Origin of the sequence: Paraglaciecola sp. (genome assembly GCF_030730205.1) — a bacterium.
Classification (GTDB): Bacteria; Pseudomonadota; Gammaproteobacteria; order Enterobacterales; family Alteromonadaceae; genus Paraglaciecola.
In genome coordinates, this window is the sequence record NZ_JANQVQ010000288.1 from 1 (window position 1) to 22,311 (window position 22,311).

Genomic DNA, 22,311 nt, shown 5'->3' on the forward strand with positions numbered 1-22,311 from the left:
CAATTGCCTATGTTGATGGCTTTACAGAAAATAGCGGTTTTAAAATAGCCAGTATCGGATTTAAATCTGGACCTGATTTAGGTGGTAAAACCGACGTTAGCGCCCCTAGCTCTTTCGCCCTACTTATTTTAGGCGGCGGTTTAATGGCATGGCGTAGACGCAAAGCCTAATAAGCAAATTATTTTACAAACTAAAAAAGGTGGCTTATGCCACCTTTTTTGTTCAAACTCTTGTTATATTTACTCGTAAAACTGAAGTTATTTTTTATGCCACTAAAACTCATTGCTTTATTCTTTATTCTTATATCCAGTCAATCTAACGCGTTAGCTAGCTCGTTGGGAGACTACGAAAAAGCCTTAACCTCTTATAATGCAAAAAAATACGATGAAGCGTTTATTCATTTAAAAAATAGCCTGCAACAAGACCCCGACAATTTGGCCGCTAAAATACTAATGGGGCAGATATTGTTGATTAACGGCTATTTAACCGCTGCGGAAGTTGAATTTAACGAGGCCTTACAACAAGGAGCAGATATCAATATTATTGCCGAGCCTTTAGGTAATGCCCTGCTCTTTCAAAATAAATACCAAGAGATTTTGGATCTCAATTACACCGATAAGCTTATTGTAGAGCAAAAAGTAAAGTGGTTACTTATTCGAGCCACTGCCTGTGTCAGGTTAAAGCAATATGATTGTGCAACAACAACTTACAACGAAGCGTTAGCGTTAGATGCTAACAGCACCATGTCGTTAAACGGTTTAGCCGCGATTGCCTTGTTTCAAAAAAACTATAAGGCTGCCGAAGGGTTTATTAACCAGTCCATGGCTATTTCACGCACTGAAGCCACAACCTGGCGACAAAAAGGCCAATTATCGCGCGCGATGGGTAACATCGACCAAGCGATAGATGAATTACAACAAGCGCTCAAATTAAACAGCAATGATCCACTGACCTTGCGTAGTTTGGCCGATTTATATTTAGAAAGTAATGACTTTGATGGGGCTCGAACCTTCGTAAATGAAATTATCGAAAAAACCCCTGATGATCCACTGGCAATATTGTTAAGTAGCTGGTTAGACAGTAAAGACAAAAGCAAACCGGTAAATAATGAGCGTTTAGACAGGTTGAATAACATACTATCAAGCCTTGGGCCTGATGTTATCGCTGCGCAACCAGAGCTACTTTACATTAGCGGATTAACCGCCTTTTTTAATGGAAATACCGAACAAGCGTCTAAAGATTTTGCAAAATACCTAACTAAGAACCCGAATGACATGCAAGCCGTTATTTTGCTCAGTCGCACTTACATGGCAACGCAGCAAAACAAACAGGCCTTATTATTGTTAGAAAAGTATCAAAGTAAGTTACTTGAAAACTTAGACTCAGCACTTTTACTCGGCGAGTTATTTATTAACTCTAACCGTGCCTTTAAAGCACAAAGTTTATTAGATGAGCTTGAACCGCTTTACCCTAATGACTCTCGCCTGCAATTATTTAAAATTAAACTGATGATGGTGCGGGGTAAACAAGAAGAAGCGTTGGCTATCTTAGACAAGGGTTTAGCACAGAACATCAAAAATCCAACGTATTTGTTCACCTACAGTATGCTGAACCTACAAGGGAATAAAAAAGAAAAAGCCCTCGACGGTGCCAATGCCTTAATCAAGTTGTATCCAGATGATGCTAACTTTCTTAATTTGAAAGCGGGAATTCTTATTCGCTTAAACAAGCTTGATGAGGCCATCGTCTTAATTGAAAAAACCTTGAGTCTTGAGCCTAATTTGTTTCCTGCAAAATTTAACTTAGCGTCTATTTATAGCCGCAAGGGCGAGTTGGCTAAATCAAATAACTTAATTGAAAGCTTACTTGCGGTATCACCTACTCACCTGCAAGTTCTAACGTTAAAAGCCCATAATTTAGTGGCTGATGGTCAGTTAGATAACGCCATTGCGCTGTATAGCGACATAATTGTATTAAACCCTCGCGATCAGTACGCAAAAAGTCAGTTGGCTACTATTTATATGCGTATGGGTAACTATGAAAGTGCGTTGTATCATGTTGACCGCTTGTTAGCAGAAAACTTTGATAACGCTGAATATCAACTGCAAAAAGCACAAATTTTACTGCCTTTAAAACGCTTCACTGAGCTTGATGAAATATTAAAACGGGTCAGTCTGTTTAGTGATTTACCTATTGAGTCATTGATACTCACTAGCCAATTACAAAGAGCCATTAAGGATTACACTGGCGCAATTCGCTCACTCACTAGCGCTGAAACATTAGCGCCCAACAATACCTACATCACTCTAGATAAAGTGAAGCTATTGATCGAGTCTTCTCAGCTTGATGAAGCCGCAGCCATTATTAGCCGTATTGAATCAGCTAATCAAAAAAATGCTAACTTTTGGCTGATTAAAGCACTGTATGCTAATGCGCTTAAAAGCGAATCAAATGCTGTTAAATATTTAAAAACAGCGTTAGAGCTTGATCCTAATTTTCATCAAGCCTTAATTATCTTGTATGACATGAGTATTCGTGGAAGCCAAGAAACAGACTTTGTGAAACAAGCGAGAAAATTGCTTGAGATCAACCCGAAAAACATCTTGGCAAAAAATTTACTGGCGCAGTTTTATTACATACAGCAAGACTTTGCCCAAGCCTCAGCTTTATATAAAGCACTTCTGGAAGCAGAAGTACAAATTAACAAGGCAGAAATATACAATAAGCTCGCCATCATGAGCCTAGAAGATGACCTGCAGCAAAGCGCAAACTACATTGAACAGGCCTTTGCATTAAATGAAAACAACGCCAAAATCCTCGATACTTACGGATGGGTATTAAGCCTGCAAGGCTGGTACGAAGAAGGATTAGGCTTATTGCGCAAAGCCTACGCCCGTGATGCAAACAGTCCTGAAATTAGATACCACATCGGTTATACCCTAATTAAATTAGGGCGACTGGAAGAAGCTAAAAATGAACTGACTATGGCTGTTAATGTTCAACGCCCCTTTTACAATCGCCCTAAAGCACAGGCTTTACTCGATAGTATCAAATAGTGCAGTTAATAAACCCGCTTTAAATGTGTCCCGTTTAGCCATGCTAAATGGGACACATTACTCACTAAATAATCGTGAATTGCTGGTCTTTTACATCAATTTTAACCACACCATCAACACCTAGGGTGCCGCCTAATAGCATTTGCGCTAAGGGGTTTTCAATTTCAGTTTGGATGGCACGTTTTAAGGGTCTGGCTCCAAATACTGGATCAAAACCGGCCTCTGCGAGTTTATCAAGAGCCGCATGACTGAGTTCCAACTTAAATCCTTTAACCGCAAGTCGTTCACGTAGTGACAACAATTGAATTTTAGCAATGGATTTAATTTGTTCACGCCCGAGTGGATGGAACACCACGGCATCATCGATTCGATTTAAAAATTCGGGTCTAAAGTGCTGCCCTACTTCGCCCATCACTAAGGCTTTCATTTGCTCGTAGTTATTGGTGCGATTAGATTCTTGAATAATATCAGAGCCCAGATTCGAGGTCATGATGATCACGGTATTTTTAAAATCAACCGTACGGCCTTGTCCATCGGTTAAACGACCATCATCAAGCACTTGCAACAGTATATTAAATACATCGGGATGGGCTTTTTCTACCTCATCAAGCAAAATCACTGAATAGGGTTTACGGCGTACCGCTTCGGTTAAATAGCCGCCTTCTTCGTAACCTACGTAGCCAGGAGGGGCACCTACCATACGAGCGACAGAGTGTTTTTCCATAAACTCTGACATATCGATGCGTATCATGGCATCTTCGGTATCAAACAAAAAGCCAGCTAAGGTTTTACATAATTCTGTTTTACCCACTCCTGTTGGCCCTAAAAACAAAAAAGAACCAATGGGACGATTAGGATCAGAGAGGCCAGCGCGAGAACGTCTGATGGCATTGGACACCGCGTTTACAGCCTCGGCTTGACCTACTACTCGTTTGTGTAGCGCGCTCTCCATAGACAGCAGTTTTTCTTTTTCGCCTTCTAGCATTTTGGATACGGGAATGCCGGTCCATCGGGATAACACATCGGCAATTTCGTTTTCAGTCACTTTATTTTTTAATAAAGTGGTCTCAACGTTTTCGGTTTCGCTGGCGAGTTCTAATTTGCTTTCAAGTTCAGGAATTCGGCCATATTGTAGTTCAGACATGCGACTAAGGTCAGAGGCTCGACGGGCAATCTCTAAGTCCAGTTTTGCTTGCTCTAATTCGGAACGAATGTTTTGTGTGCCTTGCATGGCTTGTTTTTCAGATAACCAAACGGTTTCTAGATCTGAAAATTTATGCTCTGCTTGCTCACGTTCAATTTCAATGAGCTCTAGTCGTTTATGACTGGCCTCGTCTTTTTCTTTAGACAGCGCTTGTTCTTCTAGTTTGAGCTGGATAATACGTCTTTCTAACTTATCCATTTCTTCCGGTTTAGAGTCCATCTGCAAGCGAATACTCGAAGCGGCTTCATCGATTAAATCGATGGCTTTATCCGGTAACTGACGATCACTGATGTAGCGGTGTGATAAGGACGCTGCGGCAACAATAGCAGGATCAGTAATTTCTACCGAATGGTGAAGCTCATAACGCTCTTTTAAACCACGTAATATTGCGATGGTGTCTTCTACACTGGGCTGTTCGACCAATACTTTTTGGAATCGGCGCTCTAAGGCCGCATCTTTTTCAATATATTGGCGGTATTCATTTAGCGTTGTGGCACCTACACAATGCAGTTCGCCCCTTGCTAACGCGGGCTTGAGCATATTGCCTGCATCCATGGCACCTTCACCTTTGCCAGCACCCACCATGGTGTGCAATTCGTCGATAAACAGGATGACTCGACCCTCTTCTTTAGCCAATTCATTAAGCACTGCTTTGAGTCGTTCTTCAAATTCCCCGCGAAATTTCGCGCCCGCGATTAAAGAGCCCATATCTAAAGACAACACTCGTTTATTCTTAAGTCCTTCAGGTACTTCACCATTGATAATACGCTGGGCTAAGCCTTCGGCAATGGCTGTTTTACCCACACCAGGTTCGCCAATTAAGACCGGGTTATTTTTTGTCCGGCGTTGCAATACCTGGATAGTGCGACGTATTTCATCATCGCGGCCGATGACTGGGTCGAGTTTGCCCTGCTCAGCGCGTTCGGTTAAGTCTGTGGTGAATTTATCCAGCGCTTGACGGACATCTTCGGCGTTTTGATCGGTCACTTTTTGACCGCCACGCATTTTTTCAATGGCTTTTTCGATTTTGTCTTGGTCAGCGCCAAATTGTTTGAGTATGTCGCCTAAACGTCCTTTATCTTGCAAAGCGGCAAGCACAAAAATTTCTGAGGTGATGTACTGGTCTTTGCGCTTTTGCGCAATTTTGTCACTTAAATTAAGCAGTACCACGGTGTCTTTGCTTAATTGTACATCGCCGCCCACGCCATCAACACGGGGCACCTTGTCTAAAGCTTCAGCTAAGGCAGAACGTAAGCCATTTACATTTAGCTGAGCTTGGTCAAACAAAGAACGAACCGAACCGCCCTGCTGATTTAACAACGCGCTCAGTAGATGCACCGGTTCGATATACTGATGATCTCGGCCTAAAGCTAAAGATTGTGCCTCAGAAAGGGCCATTTGTAATTTACTGGTAAAACGGTCTAATTGCATATTAGGACTCCAAATGCGGGTAAACCCTGGTCGAATGACCATTAAAACTAAGTTGTTCTAGTTATGGGTATAAAATGACCACATTTCAAGTAAGGTTATACAAGATAGAAGGGTGAGAAACACAAAATAACAAGGGAGTTTGATCTTAATCAAACAAGGAACGTTATGCGAGCACACCGCTCGCTAGGCATTCATGTTTAGGATATGTAGATGGAAGTCACTATTCTGCCTGTAGTGCTTAAGCCTTGGTGAGTCGCACGGCGATGAGAGAAAAACAAATCAGCATGCTTATACGTACAATACTCTCCACCACTGATATTGTGTAACCCCATCGCGACTAACTTTGCTCGGGCAATGGCATACAAATCTGCTAAGTACTTAGCTTGGTTAGCTGAATAATTTGACGAGGGCATGAATGCTTCTGGAAAATCAGCAAAGCTGTGTTTCACATCTGCGCCCACTTCAAAATATTGTTGACTAATAGCAGGGCCGAGCCAAGCAAACATAGACGAGGTATCACAGGCTAATTTGTCGATGGTTTTTTCAATGATATTATTAGCTAATCCCCGCCAGCCAGCATGCACAGCGGCAACTTTTGTACCTTGGGCATTGCACAACAACAGCGGTAAACAATCAGCTGTCATAACGGCACAAACCTGATTTTTGTGTGACGTAAAACACGCGTCAGCGCCAGGTAACTTAGCATCTGCACTGGCGGAATGTTCATGGGGTAATTCAAGACAGATATCGCTGTGTATTTGGTTGAGCCAATGATAGTGCTGAAAATTAGGTAGTTTGCTGCGATTTTTTTCAACTACTTGTGGGTCATCGCCAACGTGCTGCGCCACATTTAACGAGTCGAAAGGAGGGGATGATTCCCCTCCTCCACGGCAACTGGTGTAGGCCACAATATGAGGTGGTACCTTCCAATCAGGTTTAATAAAATTTGGCAAGGCCAAGCTTATACATCTCCACTGCCGTTAATGGTTTTGTCTTCACGAATGACTGATAGCAAATGCACAAAATCATCTGGTAAAGGCGCCTGCCAGCTCATCCAATCACCCGTCACAGGATGCACTAACTCTAATTGGACAGCATGTAGGGCTTGACGACGAAAAGCTCTCAGTGTTTCGATAAATTCTGGACTAGCTGATTTTGGCGGACGTGGTCTGCCACCATAGCTAATATCACCCACTAATGGATAACGAATATGCGACATGTGTACGCGAATTTGATGGGTACGACCCGATTCTAATTTTAATCTGACATAGGTGTGAGCACGGAACTTCTCTTTCACTCGATAGTGAGTCACCGCTGGTTTACCAGATTCAACCACGGCCATGTTCACTCGTTTTGTCGGGTGTCTGCCAATAGGGGCATCAACCGTTCCACCAGCAACCATAGTGCCATACACAATGGCTTCGTATTCGCGACTGACTTCTCTGGCTTGAAGCTGCTCAACTAAATGAGTTTGCGCTATGATATTTTTAGCTACCACCATTAACCCCGTGGTGTCTTTGTCTAATCGATGCACAATACCTGCTCGTGGCACATTAGCGATTTGAGGTGCGTGGTTTAACAAGGCATTTAAAATTGTGCCGCTAGAATTCCCCGCGCCCGGATGAACAACTAAATTAGCCGGTTTGTTAATCACCAGAATATCATCGTCTTCATAGACGATATCAAGTTTGATATTTTGTCCTTCATGACGAACTTGAACTTCTATTACTGCATTGATCTCAACGAGCTCTTCTCCCACTAATTTTTCACGTGGCGTATTGGCTATTTGCTCGTTTACTTTAACGCAATCACTTAAAATCCATTCTTTTAAGCGAGAACGTGAATAATCAGGGAACATTTCGGCTAAAGCTTGATCTAAGCGTTTGCCGAATAAATCTTGCGGTACACTTGCTTGCAAATGAATTTTTTCACTGTGGGTAGACATACAATTAGGATCCAATAAGGTTACATGACGATTTATATGTGCATAGCCCAAAGTGCTGGGGTAGAATGCGCAACAATGATCGATAAACGTCTATTCTAACGGATTTTTGATACTCAATGAATGGCATATCAAGTATCACCTATATAAATAAGAGTAATTAGAGACAATATGACCAATAGTTCACGAATAAATACATTAATACTGGGAGGCATGCTTGCTTTAATGGCAGGTTGTTCTTCATCTCCTGATGATCAAGATATCGTTATTGGCAATCGCGGCGAACAAGCTCTGTATCAAGATGCCAAAGAAAAAATGAAATTAGGCAATTTTAATGCTGCGACTGCAACACTGAGTGCACTTGATTCTAAATACCCTTTTGGCCCGTTTTCACACCAAGTACAACTTGATTTGATTTATAGCTATTACAAATCGGGCAAGACCCAAGAGGCCATTGCCACTATTGATCGTTTCACCCGCTTAAATCCCAATCATTCAGATGTTGATTACGCAATTTATATGCGCGGATTAACTAACATGGAGGCGGATAAAAACTTGTTTCAAGAGCTTGTTGGAATTGACCGCTCTGACAGAGATCCAAGTAAATCAAGAGAGGCCTTTGAAGATTTCAGACGCTTGATTGAAAAATACCCTGAAAGTAAATATGCGGCTGATGCGCAAAAAAGAATGTTGCACATTAAAAACCGCTTAGCAAAGTATGAAATTGCCATCGCGCGTTTTTATATGCGCCGTGAGGCTTTTGTGGCCGCCGCTAATAGAGGTCGTTACGTACTTGAGTATTATTCTGATACCTCGCACGTACAAGAAGCATTAGAAATCATGGTTGAATGTTACGACCAATTAAAATTAGAAGAGCTGAAAGTGAATGCGATGAAAACCTTGAAGCTAAATTACCCCAATAGCAGTTTTATCAGCTGATTGTCTGAATTAATTGAGACATAAAAAAACGCGCTAATCAGAAGCGCGTTTTTTTTGTTTGATCATTTACTAAAAAAATAAATGGCTGAATGGGTTCAACAGTCTGGCTATACCCGAAGTGAAATACAGCGGCTTATCGACGATGGTAAACACTAAACAACCTTCGTCTGCTTCAGAATGAGGCAAATGATTATGGGTACCATCAAGCAAAGTAAAATCGCCGCAATCGTAATTTGCAACGCCATCTCCATACTGCCCATCGATCACTAGCGTCATCTCTGAACCTTTATGAGTGTGCTCTGGAACCTTGCCTCCCTTCTCCATGTATATAAAGTTGGCCTTGCCCATACACCCTAAATCAACTGGAGCTTGCCATAACTTGCCTACTAAACGAGACCAATTACCTGTGTGCTTAGCATATCGTTTCAAGGTCCTGGGCAATACAAAACGCTTACCTTCAAGCTCGATGTCGAAATGACTCAAGCCAGATCCTTCGAAAGGTGAGTCTGCGATTAGCGTTTTTTGTTGCTGAGGCAACTGGGTGATGCGAGAAAACATTTTGTCAAGCTCGGGTGTTCTGGCCACCGGCGAACTAAATGCATCAATGGTTTCTACATGTTGTAATTTCAAACACTTAGCTTGGCACTCTGCACATAGATCCGTATGAGCTGAGATCATTAGCGCTAGAGTTGGCTCACACACACCAGAGACAAAAGCATTTAACTGTTGCGAGGTTGGATGGTGCTTAATCATTAGTATCAATCATCTCTTTCAATCTTTGTAAGGCTAAACGGGTTCTTGATTTCACCGTTCCCAAGGGAATGTTCATCTCGTCAGCCACTTCTTGTTGCGACTTGCCTTCTATGTAAATCGCTTCAATGACCGCCTTCTGCTTATCTGGGAGCGATTCAAACAATATGCCTATCTCGTCCATCGTTACTTGGTGATCATGAGACACTTCATTAACGTCGGCGGTCTGTTCGCACAATATTGGCCACAAGTCGTCGGCACAAATATCTTCCTTACGGTTTCTTAACTTACGAAGTAAATCAAAGCGAATATTTCGAGCTATTGTAAAGATCCACGTAGACGCAGAACCCTTGGATGCGTCAAACAAATGCGCTTTTTGCCACACATTTGCCATTGTGTCCTGCACCAACTCCATTGCGAGGGCTTCGTTACCCATCTGCTTTAACGAATACGACAGCAGCCTAGGAGCAAAATAATTAAAGACGTTGGCAAACGAGCGTTCACAACGTTTTTCTGCAACAGCACTTAAAAATGCAGCCATTTCATCGGCGCATTCTATCGGTTTAACAGAATGAGAGGACCTAGATTCCAAAGGTATTCCGACTAACATAAGTTACCCAAAAAGTTGATGTTTAACTCTTATACTGGGGTTAACTAAAAAAGGATCACTCCACCAATTGTGTCAGAAAAGAGAGGGCTTTCATACAATCTTTATCTTTTAACAATTGTTGCTTTTGTTCAGCGTTGACAGGGATCAACTCTAACCAGCGGTAAATGACCCAAATAGGATCGTCGAAATGAGGGGTTTCATATAAATTTTTTAACTCATGATATTTTTCAAAAATCTCTACTAGGCGCTCGTTGATTGGGCTTAACAGTTGTTGATCTTCCGGCAACGTCCATTCTGTTAACCATTCAATTTGCCCCACCCGAAGGCCGTCTGCTTCGGTTTCAACTGATAAAATCTGAAAACATTGCTTACCCTCGACGGTGATGCCTAACATGCCATCAGGTAATAAATCAAAGTCAACGACTTTTGCATATGTCCCTATTGGAAAAATGTGTTCGTTAGTCTCCTTAGCACCTTTGGCATTAAACATACATATACCAATACCGGTGTCATTAGCACACGCTTCTTTCACCATCCGAACATATCGCGGTTCGAAAATACGCAACTGAAGACGCCCGCCTGGCAGTACATGCGCTGATAGTGGAAAAAAAGGGATTATGGGTTTCATATATGTACAAAGCTTACTCATTTATTGATGATATCTGTTACGCCACCTCAATGAGAATGGATCGCTATTAATAATTAAACTCTTTTGTAAATATGATCTCAATTAAAGTGTATAAGGTATTTATCAACAACAGCTGCGACAAAGCAGTTTACTTAATTGAACTTTAAAAGCGGCTAGCAATTTTTATGAAAACAATGTTAATAACGGGAGCAACATCGGGCATCGGGCAAACCTTGGCAATACAGGCTGCCGACACTGGCTACCACGTTATTGCCTGTGGACGCAACAAAGCCAAATTAGATGAGCTTGCAGCCCATAAAAATATTGAGTCCCTTGCCTTCGACGTTAGTGACCTGCAAGAAAGTAAGGATGCATTAGCCAGTATCAAGGCTGATATTTATGTATTCAACGCCGGTGTGTGTGAGTATGTGGATGTGAAGAGATTTGAATCGGCGTTATTTCATCGGGTTTTTGCTGCTAATTTCTTTGGTATCGTTCATTGCGTAGAAGCCATATTGCCTAAGCTGAAATCAGGCAATCAAATTGTAATCGTCGACAGCACAGCAAGATTATTACCTTTTACTCGAAGCCAAGCTTATGGCGCCAGTAAAGCAGCCCTGCATTATTTTATAAAAAGTCTCGAAGTCGATTTAGCTAACCGTCAGGTGCTTGTGCAAAGTGTGTCTCCTGGCTTTGTTGAAACACCTCTGACGGAAAAAAATGACTTCGACATGCCGATGAAAATTAGCGCTGAGCAAGCGGCAATAAGCATGTTAAAAGGCATAGAAAAACGTAAACGTAGTATTTATTTTCCATGGTTTTTTAGTTTGATACTACGCTTTTTGCATGTGCTGCCAAATAGTTGGCAAGTGGCTTTGTGTAAAAAGATGAAAGAACAAGAACAATAATTAAGGAAATCAATAGATGGACAAAAAAATTGCAATTATCGGCTCTGGTATTTCAGGTTTAACCTGTGCCCACCTATTGCATCAAGAACACGACATCAGCGTATTTGAATCCAATGACTACATTGGTGGCCACACTGCAACCAAAGACGTTGAGATCAATGGCCAGCACTATGCGATTGATACAGGTTTTATCGTATTCAATGATTGGACCTATCCTAATTTCATCAAGTTAATGGATAAGTTAGGGGTAAAATCTCAACCAACAGAGATGAGTTTTAGTGTAAAAAACAGCGCCCAAAACTTGGAATATAACGGCAACACACTCAATAGTTTATTTGCTCAACGTCGAAACGTATTACGACCCAAGTTTTGGCGTATTGTCCGAGACATCCTAAAATTTAACAAATTATGTAAACGTAATGCGGCGCAAGCGACTGATTATGGTGATATGACCCTGTTTGAATTTATTCAGCAGCACAAACTCAGTGAAGACTTTGCCTACAACTACATCTTGCCCATGTGCGCCGCTATTTGGTCTACCAGTCTAGAAGACATCAAAGCCTTTCCTTTTCAGTTTTTCCTCAAATTTTTCAATAACCATGGTTTATTGAATATAACTGATCGGCCACAGTGGTACAGCATTGTAGGCGGTTCAAGAAGCTACATTGCGCCACTGACTCAAGGTTTTGAAGACAAAATTTTCCTCAATAGCGCCGTTACATCTGTCGCAACTAACGATAGCGGCTACACCGTTACTGTGAATCAAGTCGAGCACTATTTTGACGAGGTTATTTTTGCCTGCCACAGTGACCAAGCTCTGCGCTTACTAGCTGAGCCCAGTGAATTACAACAAGACATACTCGGCAGTATCCGATATGCCAAAAACGATGTGGTTTTGCACACCGATACTAGTGTGCTGCCCACACGAAAGTTAGCGTGGGCTAGCTGGAACTATTCACTCACCGGCGACAAAGACGAGCAAAGTGCGCCCGCCGTATTAAGTTACAACATGAACATTTTGCAAAGATTAGAATCAAGCACGACTTTTTGCGTCACCCTGAATAATACAGCGGCAATCGATCCGAACAAAATACTGGGCCAGTATTCCTATGCTCATCCGCAATTTGATCAAAAAGCTATTTCTGCTCAAGCTCGGCATAAACATATTTCAGGCCAACACGGTTTACATTTTTGTGGGGCGTATTGGTACAATGGATTTCACGAAGATGGGGTTCGTAGTGCCTTAGATGTCTGTGCTGAATTTGGCGTGTCGCTGTAATGCATGATGCAATATACAGCGGTCAAGTCATGCATGCGCGGTTTATTCCCAAACAGCATCGGTTTAGTTATCGGATTAATTTGTTTTGGTTAGATCTCACTAAACTCGAAGAAACCGTGTCGGCACTCAGCTGGTTTTCAACAAAAAAGTTTGCTCCTATCCAATTCAGGCGCAGTGACTTTCTAGGTGACCCAGAACGCTTGCTACAAGACTGTGTGATCGAGAAAATGTCAGAGCTAGCAGGTAAACCGCTCGCAGGAAAGGTATATTTACTGAGCCCAATGCGAACTTTCGGTTTGTATTTCAGTCCAGTTAATTTCTACTACTTACAAGACCAAAGTGGTTATTACAGTCATCTTCTGGCAGAAGTTAGCAATACGCCATGGAACGAGAGACATTGTTATTTAGTTGATTTATCAGAGCAAAAAGACAGTCAAAAAGTTTTTCATGTATCGCCCTTCAACCCTATTGATATGCAATACAAATGGAAAATTGAGCAACCTGCTGAATATCTAAAATTAAGCCTTGCTTGTCATCGAGAAACAAAACACTTTGTGGCCAATATTAATTTATCCCGTAAAGAATTGAACTCTCACAACCTTAAACGCGTAGTAATCAATATTCCCTTTATGACGTTAAAAACAGTAGTAGGAATTTACTGGCAAGCGCTCAAGCTTTTTATTAAGGGCATGCCTATTTATTCTCATCCAGCACAAGGTAAACAGTAGTTATGGTAAATGGAGAACAAACCCTCAACGCACCAAGAACCCAGACTTGGTCAGATAAGGTGTGCCGAAGCATTATGCTCAAAATCTTTGCGAGTTTGCCACAAGGGCAACTGGTGATTAAAGAAAAAGGCGTGCTGATCGACACCTTTGGTGAGCGTAACAGTGATTTGCATGCCGAAATTGATATTAACGACTTATCGACCTATAAAAGATTGCTTTTTGGCGGCAGTGTCGCTTCGGGAGAAACGTATACTGAAGGATTATGGACAACGCCAAATCTTACCAATGTTATTCGTATATTTGCCCGCAACCTTGACATGCTTGATGCGTGGGAAGCAAAAATGGAATGGTTGGCGTTACCGCTGCGAAAAATAAAACATATTGCAAATAAGAACAGCCACAGCGGCGCCAAGAAAAATATTGCGGCCCATTACGATTTAGGGAATAAACTCTACACTCGATTTTTAGACAATAGCATGATGTATTCATCTGCTATTTACCCTCAAGCAGATGCCTCGTTAGAACAAGCGCAGCATAATAAATTAAAGGTAATTTGCGATAAGTTACAGCTAACTGAAAATGACCATCTACTCGAGATTGGCACTGGGTGGGGCGGCCTTGCAGTATTTGCAGCGAAACACTACGGCTGCAACGTGACAACAACAACGATTTCAGAAGAACAGCATGCTTATGCAAACGAATGGATTATAAAAGAAGGTTTGCAGGAAAAAGTTACCTTATTAAAGCAAGATTATCGATTGTTAGAAGGTCAATACGACAAACTGGTTTCTATTGAAATGATTGAAGCGGTAGGCAAAGAGTTTTTGCCCACCTTCTTCAAAAAGTGCTCAAGTTTATTAAAGAAACAAGGGGTCATGTTATTACAGGCAATCACCATTAATGACCAGCGCCTTGAAAGCTACAGCAAAAATGTCGACTTCATCCAAAAGCACATTTTTCCAGGTGGTTATCTACCCTCCCAATTATTGATTAACCAACATTTAAAGCGATACACCGATCTGATGATCCGCGATTTGCACGACATCGGTTTGGATTACGCCAAAACCCTCCAAGACTGGCATCATCGTTTATTGGAAAATAGAGACGTTTTAGCCAATGATGGGTACGACGAGCGCTTTATGAAGATGTGGCGCTACTATTTCAGTTATTGTGAAGGTGGTTTTTTAGAGCGGACCATCAGTACGGTACAATTGGTGGTCAGTAAACCAGCATTTAGTGCCCCATTAGCCAGATAATGAAGCCGATTATGCCCAGGACCAACATAGCGCGCTCCACCTTAACATCTGTGTTTATAGCGGTGTTCCTGCTGTGTAGTAGCATCAGTTTCGCCAACCCCATTGCTGATTTTAAAATGGTGGGCAAAGCAAAACTCGAAGTGCTTTTTTGGGACGTGTACCGCTCAGAGTTGTATACGCCCAGTGGCACTTTTGAGGCTAAAATTTTCCCTCAGGCTTTGAAAATCCATTACCTTCGGAACATCAAGTCTAAAGATTTAATCGAACGCACCGACGAAGAGTGGCAAAAGCTCGGCATCAGCGCAACGCAAACCGCCCCTTGGCTTGAGCAGCTCACTGCTATTTGGCCAGATATCAAAAAGGGAGATGAGTTGTTGTTATTGGTCGACCAACAGCATCGCAGCCGCTTTTATTTTAATAACGACATCATAGGTGACATTGAAGATACGGACTTTGGTTTCAATTTCCTACGTATTTGGCTGGACGAGAAATCCAGCTATCCCGACTTACAAAGGCAACTCATAGGAGAAAATAAATGAACATGAAGTTTGGTCTTGCTAGTGCCAGCTTATTGGTGTTAACGAGTTGCAGCAGCTCACTTGAAGACTATAACAATACAGGCCCTGCTTTTGAACTAAGCAGGTATTTTGATGGCAACGTTACTGCGTGGGGTATTGTTGAAGATTATTCAAAAAAATTGAGCCGCCGTTTTTGCGTCGATATCGTTGGCACATGGGAAGGCAACAAAGGCCAATTACACGAGACCTTCTACTACAACGATGGCGAAGAACAAATCCGAGTGTGGGAACTCAGCCAAGCTGACGATGGCAAGGTTACAGGCACTGCGGGTGACGTGGTAGGTCAAGCCTCAGGTAGTGAGAATGGCACGGCGTTTAATTGGAAATACACCTTACGGGTGCCTGTAGATGGGACTGAGTACGATCTTGCAGTAGACGACTGGATGTACAAGTTAGATGACAATCGAGTAATGAACCGCTCCTACATGAGTAAATTTGGAGTCACTGTGGCTGAAATATCCATATTTTTTGACAAGACGGCGCCGATAAGGGGCTGTAAATCAGTCAATTAAACAGGGACCATACGGTCCCTTTTTTATTGTTATCGGTTTAAGGCAACACGGATATAGGATCTGATATCTTTGGTTTCCCTTGATTGATCGAAATCTCCACCCTTCTATTTCGACTTCGTGCTTGCTGATCTTCTGCCTCAACTAAGGGCGCAGTATCTGCTTTACCCACAACAGACATGCGACTCTCGTCGAAGTTAGGAGCTCTGCGCAACTCTTCAGCAACTGCAACTGCGCGCTGGGAAGATAAATCCCAATTAGAGCGATAAAGTTCATTGGAGATTTGTTGACTATCACTGTGACCAGAAATTTCAACGTCACCGGGCATGTCAGCTAAGATGGTGCCGACTTTGCGTAAAATTGGCCTAAATTGCGGCTGTAAAAACGCTGAGCCAGCCGAAAACGAGCCATTTTCTCGAATACGGATCGTGATTTGTTGACCGAGAGCTTCAACTTCGATCGCCCCGTCCATGATTTCCTTTTCCAACTGCATGCTTACTTTTTTCAAGCGCTCATTGATCTGATCTTGGCTGCTATCTTGGCTTTGGGCACTTTGCGGACTCGCAGCGGCGCTCTCTTCTGACGCCGTTTGCTGAGCTGCGCCGCCTCGTTGCTCGCCACGCTGCTTTTGCCTGCCCCCGGCGGAGTCTTCATTACCTGCTTGAAACTCTAGCATTTGCTGGGTCATTTCAATCGTTTGCTGCTGAATAGTATCAATTGGGGTGGGCTCTGGCCGCCCTGGACGAAATTCCATGGCGATAACGCTGGTTCCTTTGGGAATGTCTTTTACTTCAATTTTGTTTTGTACCCCGAAGGCGAATTTCATGGAGCCGGCAATTTGCTTAAATTTCAGTACGTCCATCTCAGAAAACGACAATAGCAGTACAAAGAAACACATTAACAGCGACATTAAGTCAGCAAAGGTCCCCATCCATGCAGGAAGCCCTTCAGGGGGGCATTTAGGGCATTCTTCTTCGTCTGACATAGCTTACTCTGCGTCCGCGGCTTTACCGCGTTTGCTAGCCGCCAAATAGCTTTTCAAAATACCTTCGATGACACGAGGGTTTTGCCCATCTGCAATACCAATAATACCGTCTAACACTAAGCTTTGATTTAATTTTTCTTCATCAGCGCGGTTACCCAATTTAACGGAAATAGGCAAGCAAATTAAGTTTGCCAGCATTGCACCATATAGCGTGGTCAGCAATGCGACTGCCATCGCAGGACCAATTGATTTTGGGTCATCCATGTTAGACAACATGGCCACTAAACCTACTAAAGTGCCTATCATGCCCATTGCAGGGGCAACATCACCTAAACCTTTAAAGATAGTTTTACCAAATTCATGACGCTCAGAGGTCATGCTGATGTCTTTGGATAAGGTGGCTCTTACCACATCTACATCATGACCATCCACCAGCATATCAACGCCTTTTTGCATAAAAGGATTTGCAATTTCTGCTTCTTCTAAAGCCAAAAATCCCCCTTTACGAGCGGCATCGGCCATTTCAACAATTTTTTCTATTTGTGATTCAGGCGTATCAATTTTAAACATAAAGGCTTTACCCGCAATTTTGCCCGCACCAAAAAACTGGCCGAGGGTATACTGAGATAAAACCACAAACAGACTGCCACAAAATACAATGAGTATCGAAGGCACGTTAATAAACATGGCAATGTCACCACCTTGGACCATTGCCATGACAACAAAGCCTATCGAGCCTAGCATGCCGATTAGAGTTGCTAAATCCACTATCTACTCCCAATCTTTAACTGATATACCTAAATTCATAACGCCAACTACAGGCAGTGTGCCGCATTAAAAGCCTAATTTGCAATGACTTGTTGAAACATTAGTCACATTTTAATCTGATAAAATTACCGACATATTTCAATATTTTATCGACTCAAGTTGAATATTCTATAGCTGCAATTTCAGCAATCTGTCAAAGTTACTTTAAATCGCAGAATTTAATGATTTTTACCAAAGGTAAAAGTGTTTGACGGTTTTTTTACGCTCAGGTATGGTGCGCTCAACTTGGCATTAAGGCCAACTAAATTGAAGACATTATGAGCACCCGCAAAAAAACCGAAATTCTAAGCTTTGAACAATCTATGCAAGAACTTGAATCCATTGTGAGCAAAATGGAACAAGGTGATTTGCCTCTTGAAGATGCGCTACAAAACTTTGAGCGTGGCATTCAACTTGCCAGAATGAGTCAGCAAAAATTAAAAGATGCTGAACAAAAAGTGCAAATCTTAATGAGCCAAAATAATCAAGACACCTTAGTTGATTTTTCAAACCGCCAAACAGAAAACGAATGATCTTAACTGACTACCAGCACTATGTGCGTGAAACAGTTGATCAATATTTAGTCGATAAGATTGACGCCTTACCCGAGCACGCTAAACATTTAAAAGACGCCATGGCTTACACCCTACTGATAGGTGGTAAGCGTATGCGGCCCTTTTTGGTTTTTGCTACGGGTGAAATGTTAGGTATTGCCAAACAAGACTTAATTGGGCCTGCTGCAGCGATAGAAGCGATTCATGCCTACTCTTTAGTGCATGATGATCTGCCGGCGATGGACGACGATGAGCTGCGCCGTGGACACCCAACTTGTCATATTAAATTTGATGAAGCGACGGCGATTTTAGCCGGTGATGCATTGCAAACCCTCGCTTTTGAAATTTTATGTGAGTGTGAGTTAAGTTCTCACCTTGAAAATAAACGTATTGATTTAGTTAAAATATTAAGCCAATCGGCGGGTTATTTAGGAATGTGTGGTGGTCAGGCTATGGATTTAGCGGCAACTAACAAACAAATCAAACAAGCTGAACTTGAAGATCTGCACAGCAAAAAGACCGGCGCATTGATCAACGCTTGTGTAGCTATGGCGATAAGCTTAGCAGACAGTATAGCGCTCAAAGATAGCCAAACCTTGACCCAATACGCAGCAATTATCGGTTTAGCGTTCCAAGTGCAAGATGACATACTCGATGTAGTAAGTGATTCAGAAACCCTTGGTAAACCACAAGGTTCTGACCTAGCGTTAAATAAGAGTACTTATCCCGCACTGCTTGGATTGCAGCATGCTCAGGACTATCTGCATGAATTACATCAACAAGCACTTCAAGCTTTACGCGCTTTGCCCTACAATACCCACATATTAGAATCGTTTACTGATTTCATCATTCAGCGTAAGTATTGATAAAAATCAAAACCTGCACCCAACTGCATGAAAAATAATAACCAGATAGTTGACTAGCCATACATGACTCTAGATCTTGCAAATTACCCTATTTTGGCACTAGCCAACACGCCCGATGAGCTGCGCGCTTTACCACAAGAAAAATTGCAGCAACTTTCTGCAGAGCTTCGCCAATACTTACTAACCAGTGTGAGTCAAAGTAGCGGACATTTTGCATCCGGTTTAGGCACGGTAGAGCTGACAGTTGCTCTGCACTATGTCTACAACACTCCATTCGACCGTGTATTATGGGATGTGGGTCATCAAGCTTATCCACACAAAATTCTGACTGGACGTCGCGATCGCATGCCAACTATCAGGCAAAAGGGTGGATTACATCCCTTTCCTTGGCCACCAGAAAGTGAATACGATACCTTTGCGGTAGGACACTCTTCTACCTCAATCAGTGCCGCTCTTGGTATGGCTGTGGCCGCTGAAAAAGAAAACAAAGGCCGAAAAATCGTTGCCGTTATCGGCGATGGTGCGATGACAGCGGGCATGGCTTTTGAAGCACTAAACCATGGTGGAGATATCGATAAAGACCTAGTTGTGGTTTTAAATGACAACGAGATGTCTATATCTGAAAACGTTGGCGCATTGAATAGTCATTTAGCCCGATTGTTAACCGGTAGCTTGTTTAACTCTATTCGTGATGGCAGTAAAAAGCTGCTCAGTAGCGTACCGCCCATCAAAGAATTTGCAAGTCGAGCTGAAGAGCATATCAAAGGCATGGTAGTCCCTGGCACTATTTTTGAAGAACTCGGTTTTAACTACATCGGGCCCATTGATGGCCACGATGTAAAAGGCGTAGTTGATACCCTACGTAATATGCGTTCAATTAAAGGCCCGCAAATACTGCATGTGGTGACCAAAAAAGGTAAAGGCTTCGAATTAGCTGAACGCGACCCGATTAAATTTCATGCTGTTCCTAAGTTTAATCCTAATGCCTCAGGCCTACCCAAAGCCGCGCCAAGTGATCCAACTTTTTCGGCTATTTTTGGCGATTGGTTGTGTGACATGGCAGCGCAAGACCCTAAGTTAATGGCAGTAACTCCCGCTATGCGTGAAGGTTCTGGTATGGTGAAGTTTTCACAAAAATACCCAGAGCAATATTTTGACGTTGCTATTGCCGAGCAGCACGCAGTAACGTTCGCAGCAGGCTTGGCTAAAGAAGGTCTGCATGCAGTGGTCGCTATTTACTCTACGTTTTTACAGCGCGCATACGACCAGTTGATCCACGATGTGGCCTTACAAAATTTACCGGTTTTGTTTGCGATCGACCGTGCTGGTTTAGTAGGTGCTGACGGCCCTACTCACCAAGGTGCGTTTGATATTCCCTTTTTACGCTGTATTCCTAATATGGTTATCATGGTGCCAGCGGATGAAAATGAATGCCGTCAAATGTTATATACCGGGCATAAACTCGACAAACCCGCATCGGTACGTTATCCACGAGGTTCGGCAAGCGGCCAAGTTCCAGAGTCAAGTATGAGCGAGATGGCGATTGGTAAAAGCCGCACCATTAAAAAAGGGCACAACATTGCTATCTTAAACTTTGGTGTTTTATTGCCGTTTGCTGAAGAAGCGGCAGCCAGTATCAACGCAACCGTGATTGATATGCGATTTGTTAAACCTCTCGATACTGCCATTATTGAAGAATTAGCAGCAGATCATAATTTGTTTGTTACCCTCGAAGATGGTGCGATTATGGGCGGCGCAGGTGGCGCCGTAGCGGAATACTTAATATCTACAAAACATCAATGTAAGGTTTTGCAAGTCGGCTTGCCCGATGAATTTATTATGCAAGGGACTCAGCAAGAAATGTACGCAGAACTTGGCATGGATAGCGCAGGAATATTGGCCAAAATAGCAGCGTTTCAAACTAGTTGAGGCTTGAGCAACAAGACGCGCAATGAATAAGTCTTTTTATTTAGGATTGATGAGTTGTTACTTAAATTACGCTTGTTTATTGTTTGATGAACAAGCGTGACGCCAAGCAACCAGTGCCACTCTCGGTAACCGTTTCAACCATGTCATTACCTGGTGAATCCAATGCAGGTCTTACTTCACCGTTATCAATGTATCGCGCTCAACTTGGCCGCAATCTACTAGTTGATGTGGCGCAGCAAGAAGCCATAGCGGCACTAGATAAACTCTTTCATCAGCTTACCTCAACGTCACCAAGTAATAAGCCCGTAAAAGGATTGTATCTATGGGGTGATGTGGGCCGCGGTAAGACTTTTTTGATGGACTTATTTTATCAATGCTTACCTGAAGGCAGAAAAACGCGGCTACATTTTCACCGATTCATGGCGCGGATACATCAAGAACTTAGGTATTACCAAGGCCAGCAAGCGCCCCTTACTATTATTGCGAATAAACTCGCCAGTGAAACCGCTATTATCTGTTTTGACGAATTGTTTGTCGCCGATATTGCCGACGCCATGATTTTAGCAGGGCTTTTTGAGTGTTTGTTTAAAAACGGCGTGATTTTAGTGGCTACCTCAAACATTCCAATTGAGCGTTTATATGAAAATGGCTTAGCCAGACATAAGTTTGTGCCTTGTATTGCCTTACTGCAAGCCCACACTCAAATGTTGCATTTAAACGGCGAACAAGACCATCGCCTACATAACATTGATGCTGTGCTTAGCCCTAGTGCCTTAAAACAAAAATCACTTAACATTGGTTTGAACACAGAGCTTGATTTTAAGACGATTTTTAATACCCTAATTAGCCGTGAAAAGAAAAAACCTAAAATACAATATCAGACAATCACTATTTGTAACCGAGCTATTCCTCTGGTGCAGGCAGCTCAGTTGAACGCTAATCAGGCAATTGCCTGGTTTGATTTTTATGCGCTATGCGAAGGTCCGCGCTCTCAACTTGACTACATGGAAATTGCCAATCGATTTACTACTGTCATGATAAGTGACGTACCATGCCTAGGAGGTAAGGTACGTGATTGGATAAAAACTCGTGGAACTGAAGATGGTATAGGCAAGGATCAAGCAAGTAGCACGGGTGAGCGCATCATCTCGTACGCAAAAACAGATGACGCAGCACGACGTTTTATCTGTTTGATCGATGAGTTGTATGATCAAAAAGTTAATTTGTACCTCAGCACGGCTGTTGAATTACACGAACTCTATCAAGGTGGCGCCCTTAGTTTTGAATTTCGCCGCACTTACAGCAGATTGATAGAGATAGCAAAAAATACTATCAGCAAATAGAAGAACTCA

21 protein-coding genes are annotated in these 22,311 nt (G+C 42.5%); 13 read left to right on the forward strand and 8 right to left on the reverse strand.

The window, feature by feature from the left end; all coding sequences use genetic code 11:
• The first annotated feature begins 53 nt into the window (after positions 1-53).
• Both NWQ57_RS18195 and prsT read left to right on the forward strand, forming a co-directional pair.
• Entirely contained in the window at positions 54-170 is a 117-nt protein-coding gene (locus NWQ57_RS18195) for a PEP-CTERM sorting domain-containing protein (RefSeq protein ID WP_306023654.1), read from the forward strand.
• 36 nt (positions 171-206) lie between these two features.
• Entirely contained in the window at positions 207-3,056 is a 2,850-nt protein-coding gene (gene prsT, locus NWQ57_RS18200; protein ID WP_306023595.1) for an XrtA/PEP-CTERM system TPR-repeat protein PrsT, read from the forward strand.
• 64 nt (positions 3,057-3,120) lie between these two features.
• Here prsT and clpB read toward each other — a convergent pair whose 3' ends face one another.
• The 3 genes from clpB to rluD form a co-directional block, all read right to left on the reverse strand.
• Complete coding sequence (gene clpB, locus NWQ57_RS18205; RefSeq protein WP_306023596.1) at positions 3,121-5,691, reverse strand: ATP-dependent chaperone ClpB; 2,571 nt, start codon at positions 5,689-5,691, stop codon at positions 3,121-3,123.
• A 197-nt stretch (positions 5,692-5,888) separates the two neighbouring features.
• Complete coding sequence (gene pgeF / locus NWQ57_RS18210; RefSeq protein ID WP_306023597.1) at positions 5,889-6,650, reverse strand: peptidoglycan editing factor PgeF; 762 nt, start codon at positions 6,648-6,650, stop codon at positions 5,889-5,891.
• 2 nt (positions 6,651-6,652) lie between these two features.
• Positions 6,653-7,636: a 23S rRNA pseudouridine(1911/1915/1917) synthase RluD gene (rluD, locus tag NWQ57_RS18215; RefSeq protein ID WP_306023598.1), complete on the reverse strand. Its 984-nt coding sequence runs from the start codon at positions 7,634-7,636 to the stop codon at positions 6,653-6,655.
• A gap of 168 nt (positions 7,637-7,804) precedes the next feature.
• Between rluD and NWQ57_RS18220 the strand changes: the two genes are divergently transcribed.
• A complete protein-coding gene (locus tag NWQ57_RS18220) occupies positions 7,805-8,572 on the forward strand; it encodes an outer membrane protein assembly factor BamD (protein WP_306023599.1) in 768 nt (255 codons plus the stop codon).
• A 69-nt stretch (positions 8,573-8,641) separates the two neighbouring features.
• Here the strand turns inward: NWQ57_RS18220 and NWQ57_RS18225 are convergent, their stop codons facing one another.
• The 3 genes from NWQ57_RS18225 to NWQ57_RS18235 are packed head-to-tail and all read right to left on the reverse strand — an operon-like array spanning position 8,642 to position 10,560.
• Positions 8,642-9,325: a ChrR family anti-sigma-E factor gene (locus NWQ57_RS18225; RefSeq protein WP_306023600.1), complete on the reverse strand. Its 684-nt coding sequence runs from the start codon at positions 9,323-9,325 to the stop codon at positions 8,642-8,644.
• Positions 9,318-9,932, reverse strand: a complete 615-nt coding sequence (locus tag NWQ57_RS18230; RefSeq protein ID WP_306023601.1) for a sigma-70 family RNA polymerase sigma factor — start codon at positions 9,930-9,932, stop codon at positions 9,318-9,320. The genes NWQ57_RS18225 and NWQ57_RS18230 overlap by 8 nt, the downstream gene beginning before the upstream one ends.
• A 55-nt stretch (positions 9,933-9,987) precedes the next feature.
• The gene (locus tag NWQ57_RS18235) at positions 9,988-10,560 is read right to left on the reverse strand and encodes an LON peptidase substrate-binding domain-containing protein (protein ID WP_306023602.1); all 573 of its coding nucleotides are present in this window, start codon (positions 10,558-10,560) and stop codon (positions 9,988-9,990) included.
• Between the two features lie 185 nt (positions 10,561-10,745).
• Here NWQ57_RS18235 and NWQ57_RS18240 point away from each other — a divergent pair, with 185 nt between their 5' ends.
• From NWQ57_RS18240 to NWQ57_RS18265, 6 genes are read left to right on the forward strand one after another with little or no spacing between them, the layout of a single operon-like run.
• Positions 10,746-11,468, forward strand: a complete 723-nt coding sequence (locus NWQ57_RS18240) for an SDR family NAD(P)-dependent oxidoreductase (RefSeq protein ID WP_306023603.1) — start codon at positions 10,746-10,748, stop codon at positions 11,466-11,468.
• A gap of 16 nt (positions 11,469-11,484) precedes the next feature.
• Entirely contained in the window at positions 11,485-12,747 is a 1,263-nt protein-coding gene (locus tag NWQ57_RS18245) for an NAD(P)/FAD-dependent oxidoreductase (RefSeq protein WP_306023604.1), read from the forward strand.
• Positions 12,747-13,475 (forward strand): DUF1365 domain-containing protein, encoded by a 729-nt coding sequence (locus NWQ57_RS18250; protein ID WP_306023605.1) that lies wholly within the window; start codon positions 12,747-12,749, stop codon positions 13,473-13,475. The genes NWQ57_RS18245 and NWQ57_RS18250 overlap by 1 nt, the downstream gene beginning before the upstream one ends.
• A 2-nt stretch (positions 13,476-13,477) precedes the next feature.
• On the forward strand, positions 13,478-14,731 hold the full coding sequence (locus tag NWQ57_RS18255; protein ID WP_306023606.1) for a cyclopropane-fatty-acyl-phospholipid synthase family protein: 1,254 nt from the start codon (positions 13,478-13,480) through the stop codon (positions 14,729-14,731).
• On the forward strand, positions 14,731-15,270 hold the full coding sequence (locus NWQ57_RS18260) for a chalcone isomerase family protein (RefSeq protein ID WP_306023607.1): 540 nt from the start codon (positions 14,731-14,733) through the stop codon (positions 15,268-15,270). The genes NWQ57_RS18255 and NWQ57_RS18260 overlap by 1 nt, the downstream gene beginning before the upstream one ends.
• Positions 15,267-15,821: a DUF3833 domain-containing protein gene (locus NWQ57_RS18265; protein ID WP_306023608.1), complete on the forward strand. Its 555-nt coding sequence runs from the start codon at positions 15,267-15,269 to the stop codon at positions 15,819-15,821. Before NWQ57_RS18260 ends, NWQ57_RS18265 begins: the two co-directional genes overlap by 4 nt.
• 37 nt (positions 15,822-15,858) lie before the next feature.
• Here the strand turns inward: NWQ57_RS18265 and NWQ57_RS18270 are convergent, their stop codons facing one another.
• Entirely contained in the window at positions 15,859-16,803 is a 945-nt protein-coding gene (locus tag NWQ57_RS18270; protein WP_306023609.1) for a flagellar motor protein MotB, read from the reverse strand.
• Between the two features lie 3 nt (positions 16,804-16,806).
• The gene (pomA, locus tag NWQ57_RS18275) at positions 16,807-17,571 is read right to left on the reverse strand and encodes a flagellar motor protein PomA (protein WP_306023610.1); all 765 of its coding nucleotides are present in this window, start codon (positions 17,569-17,571) and stop codon (positions 16,807-16,809) included.
• Positions 17,572-17,888: 317 nt separating this feature from the next.
• Between pomA and xseB the strand changes: the two genes are divergently transcribed.
• The 4 genes from xseB (at position 17,889) to zapE (ending at position 22,302) form a co-directional block, all read left to right on the forward strand.
• Positions 17,889-18,143, forward strand: coding sequence for an exodeoxyribonuclease VII small subunit (gene xseB / locus NWQ57_RS18280; protein WP_306023611.1), 255 nt, complete (start codon positions 17,889-17,891; stop codon positions 18,141-18,143).
• Positions 18,140-19,030 (forward strand): (2E,6E)-farnesyl diphosphate synthase, encoded by an 891-nt coding sequence (gene ispA, locus NWQ57_RS18285; RefSeq protein ID WP_306023612.1) that lies wholly within the window; start codon positions 18,140-18,142, stop codon positions 19,028-19,030. Before xseB ends, ispA begins: the two co-directional genes overlap by 4 nt.
• A gap of 63 nt (positions 19,031-19,093) precedes the next feature.
• Positions 19,094-20,959, forward strand: coding sequence for a 1-deoxy-D-xylulose-5-phosphate synthase (gene dxs, locus NWQ57_RS18290; protein WP_306023613.1), 1,866 nt, complete (start codon positions 19,094-19,096; stop codon positions 20,957-20,959).
• A gap of 140 nt (positions 20,960-21,099) precedes the next feature.
• Positions 21,100-22,302: a cell division protein ZapE gene (zapE, locus tag NWQ57_RS18295; protein WP_306023655.1), complete on the forward strand. Its 1,203-nt coding sequence runs from the start codon at positions 21,100-21,102 to the stop codon at positions 22,300-22,302.
• Positions 22,303-22,311 lie beyond the last annotated feature (9 nt).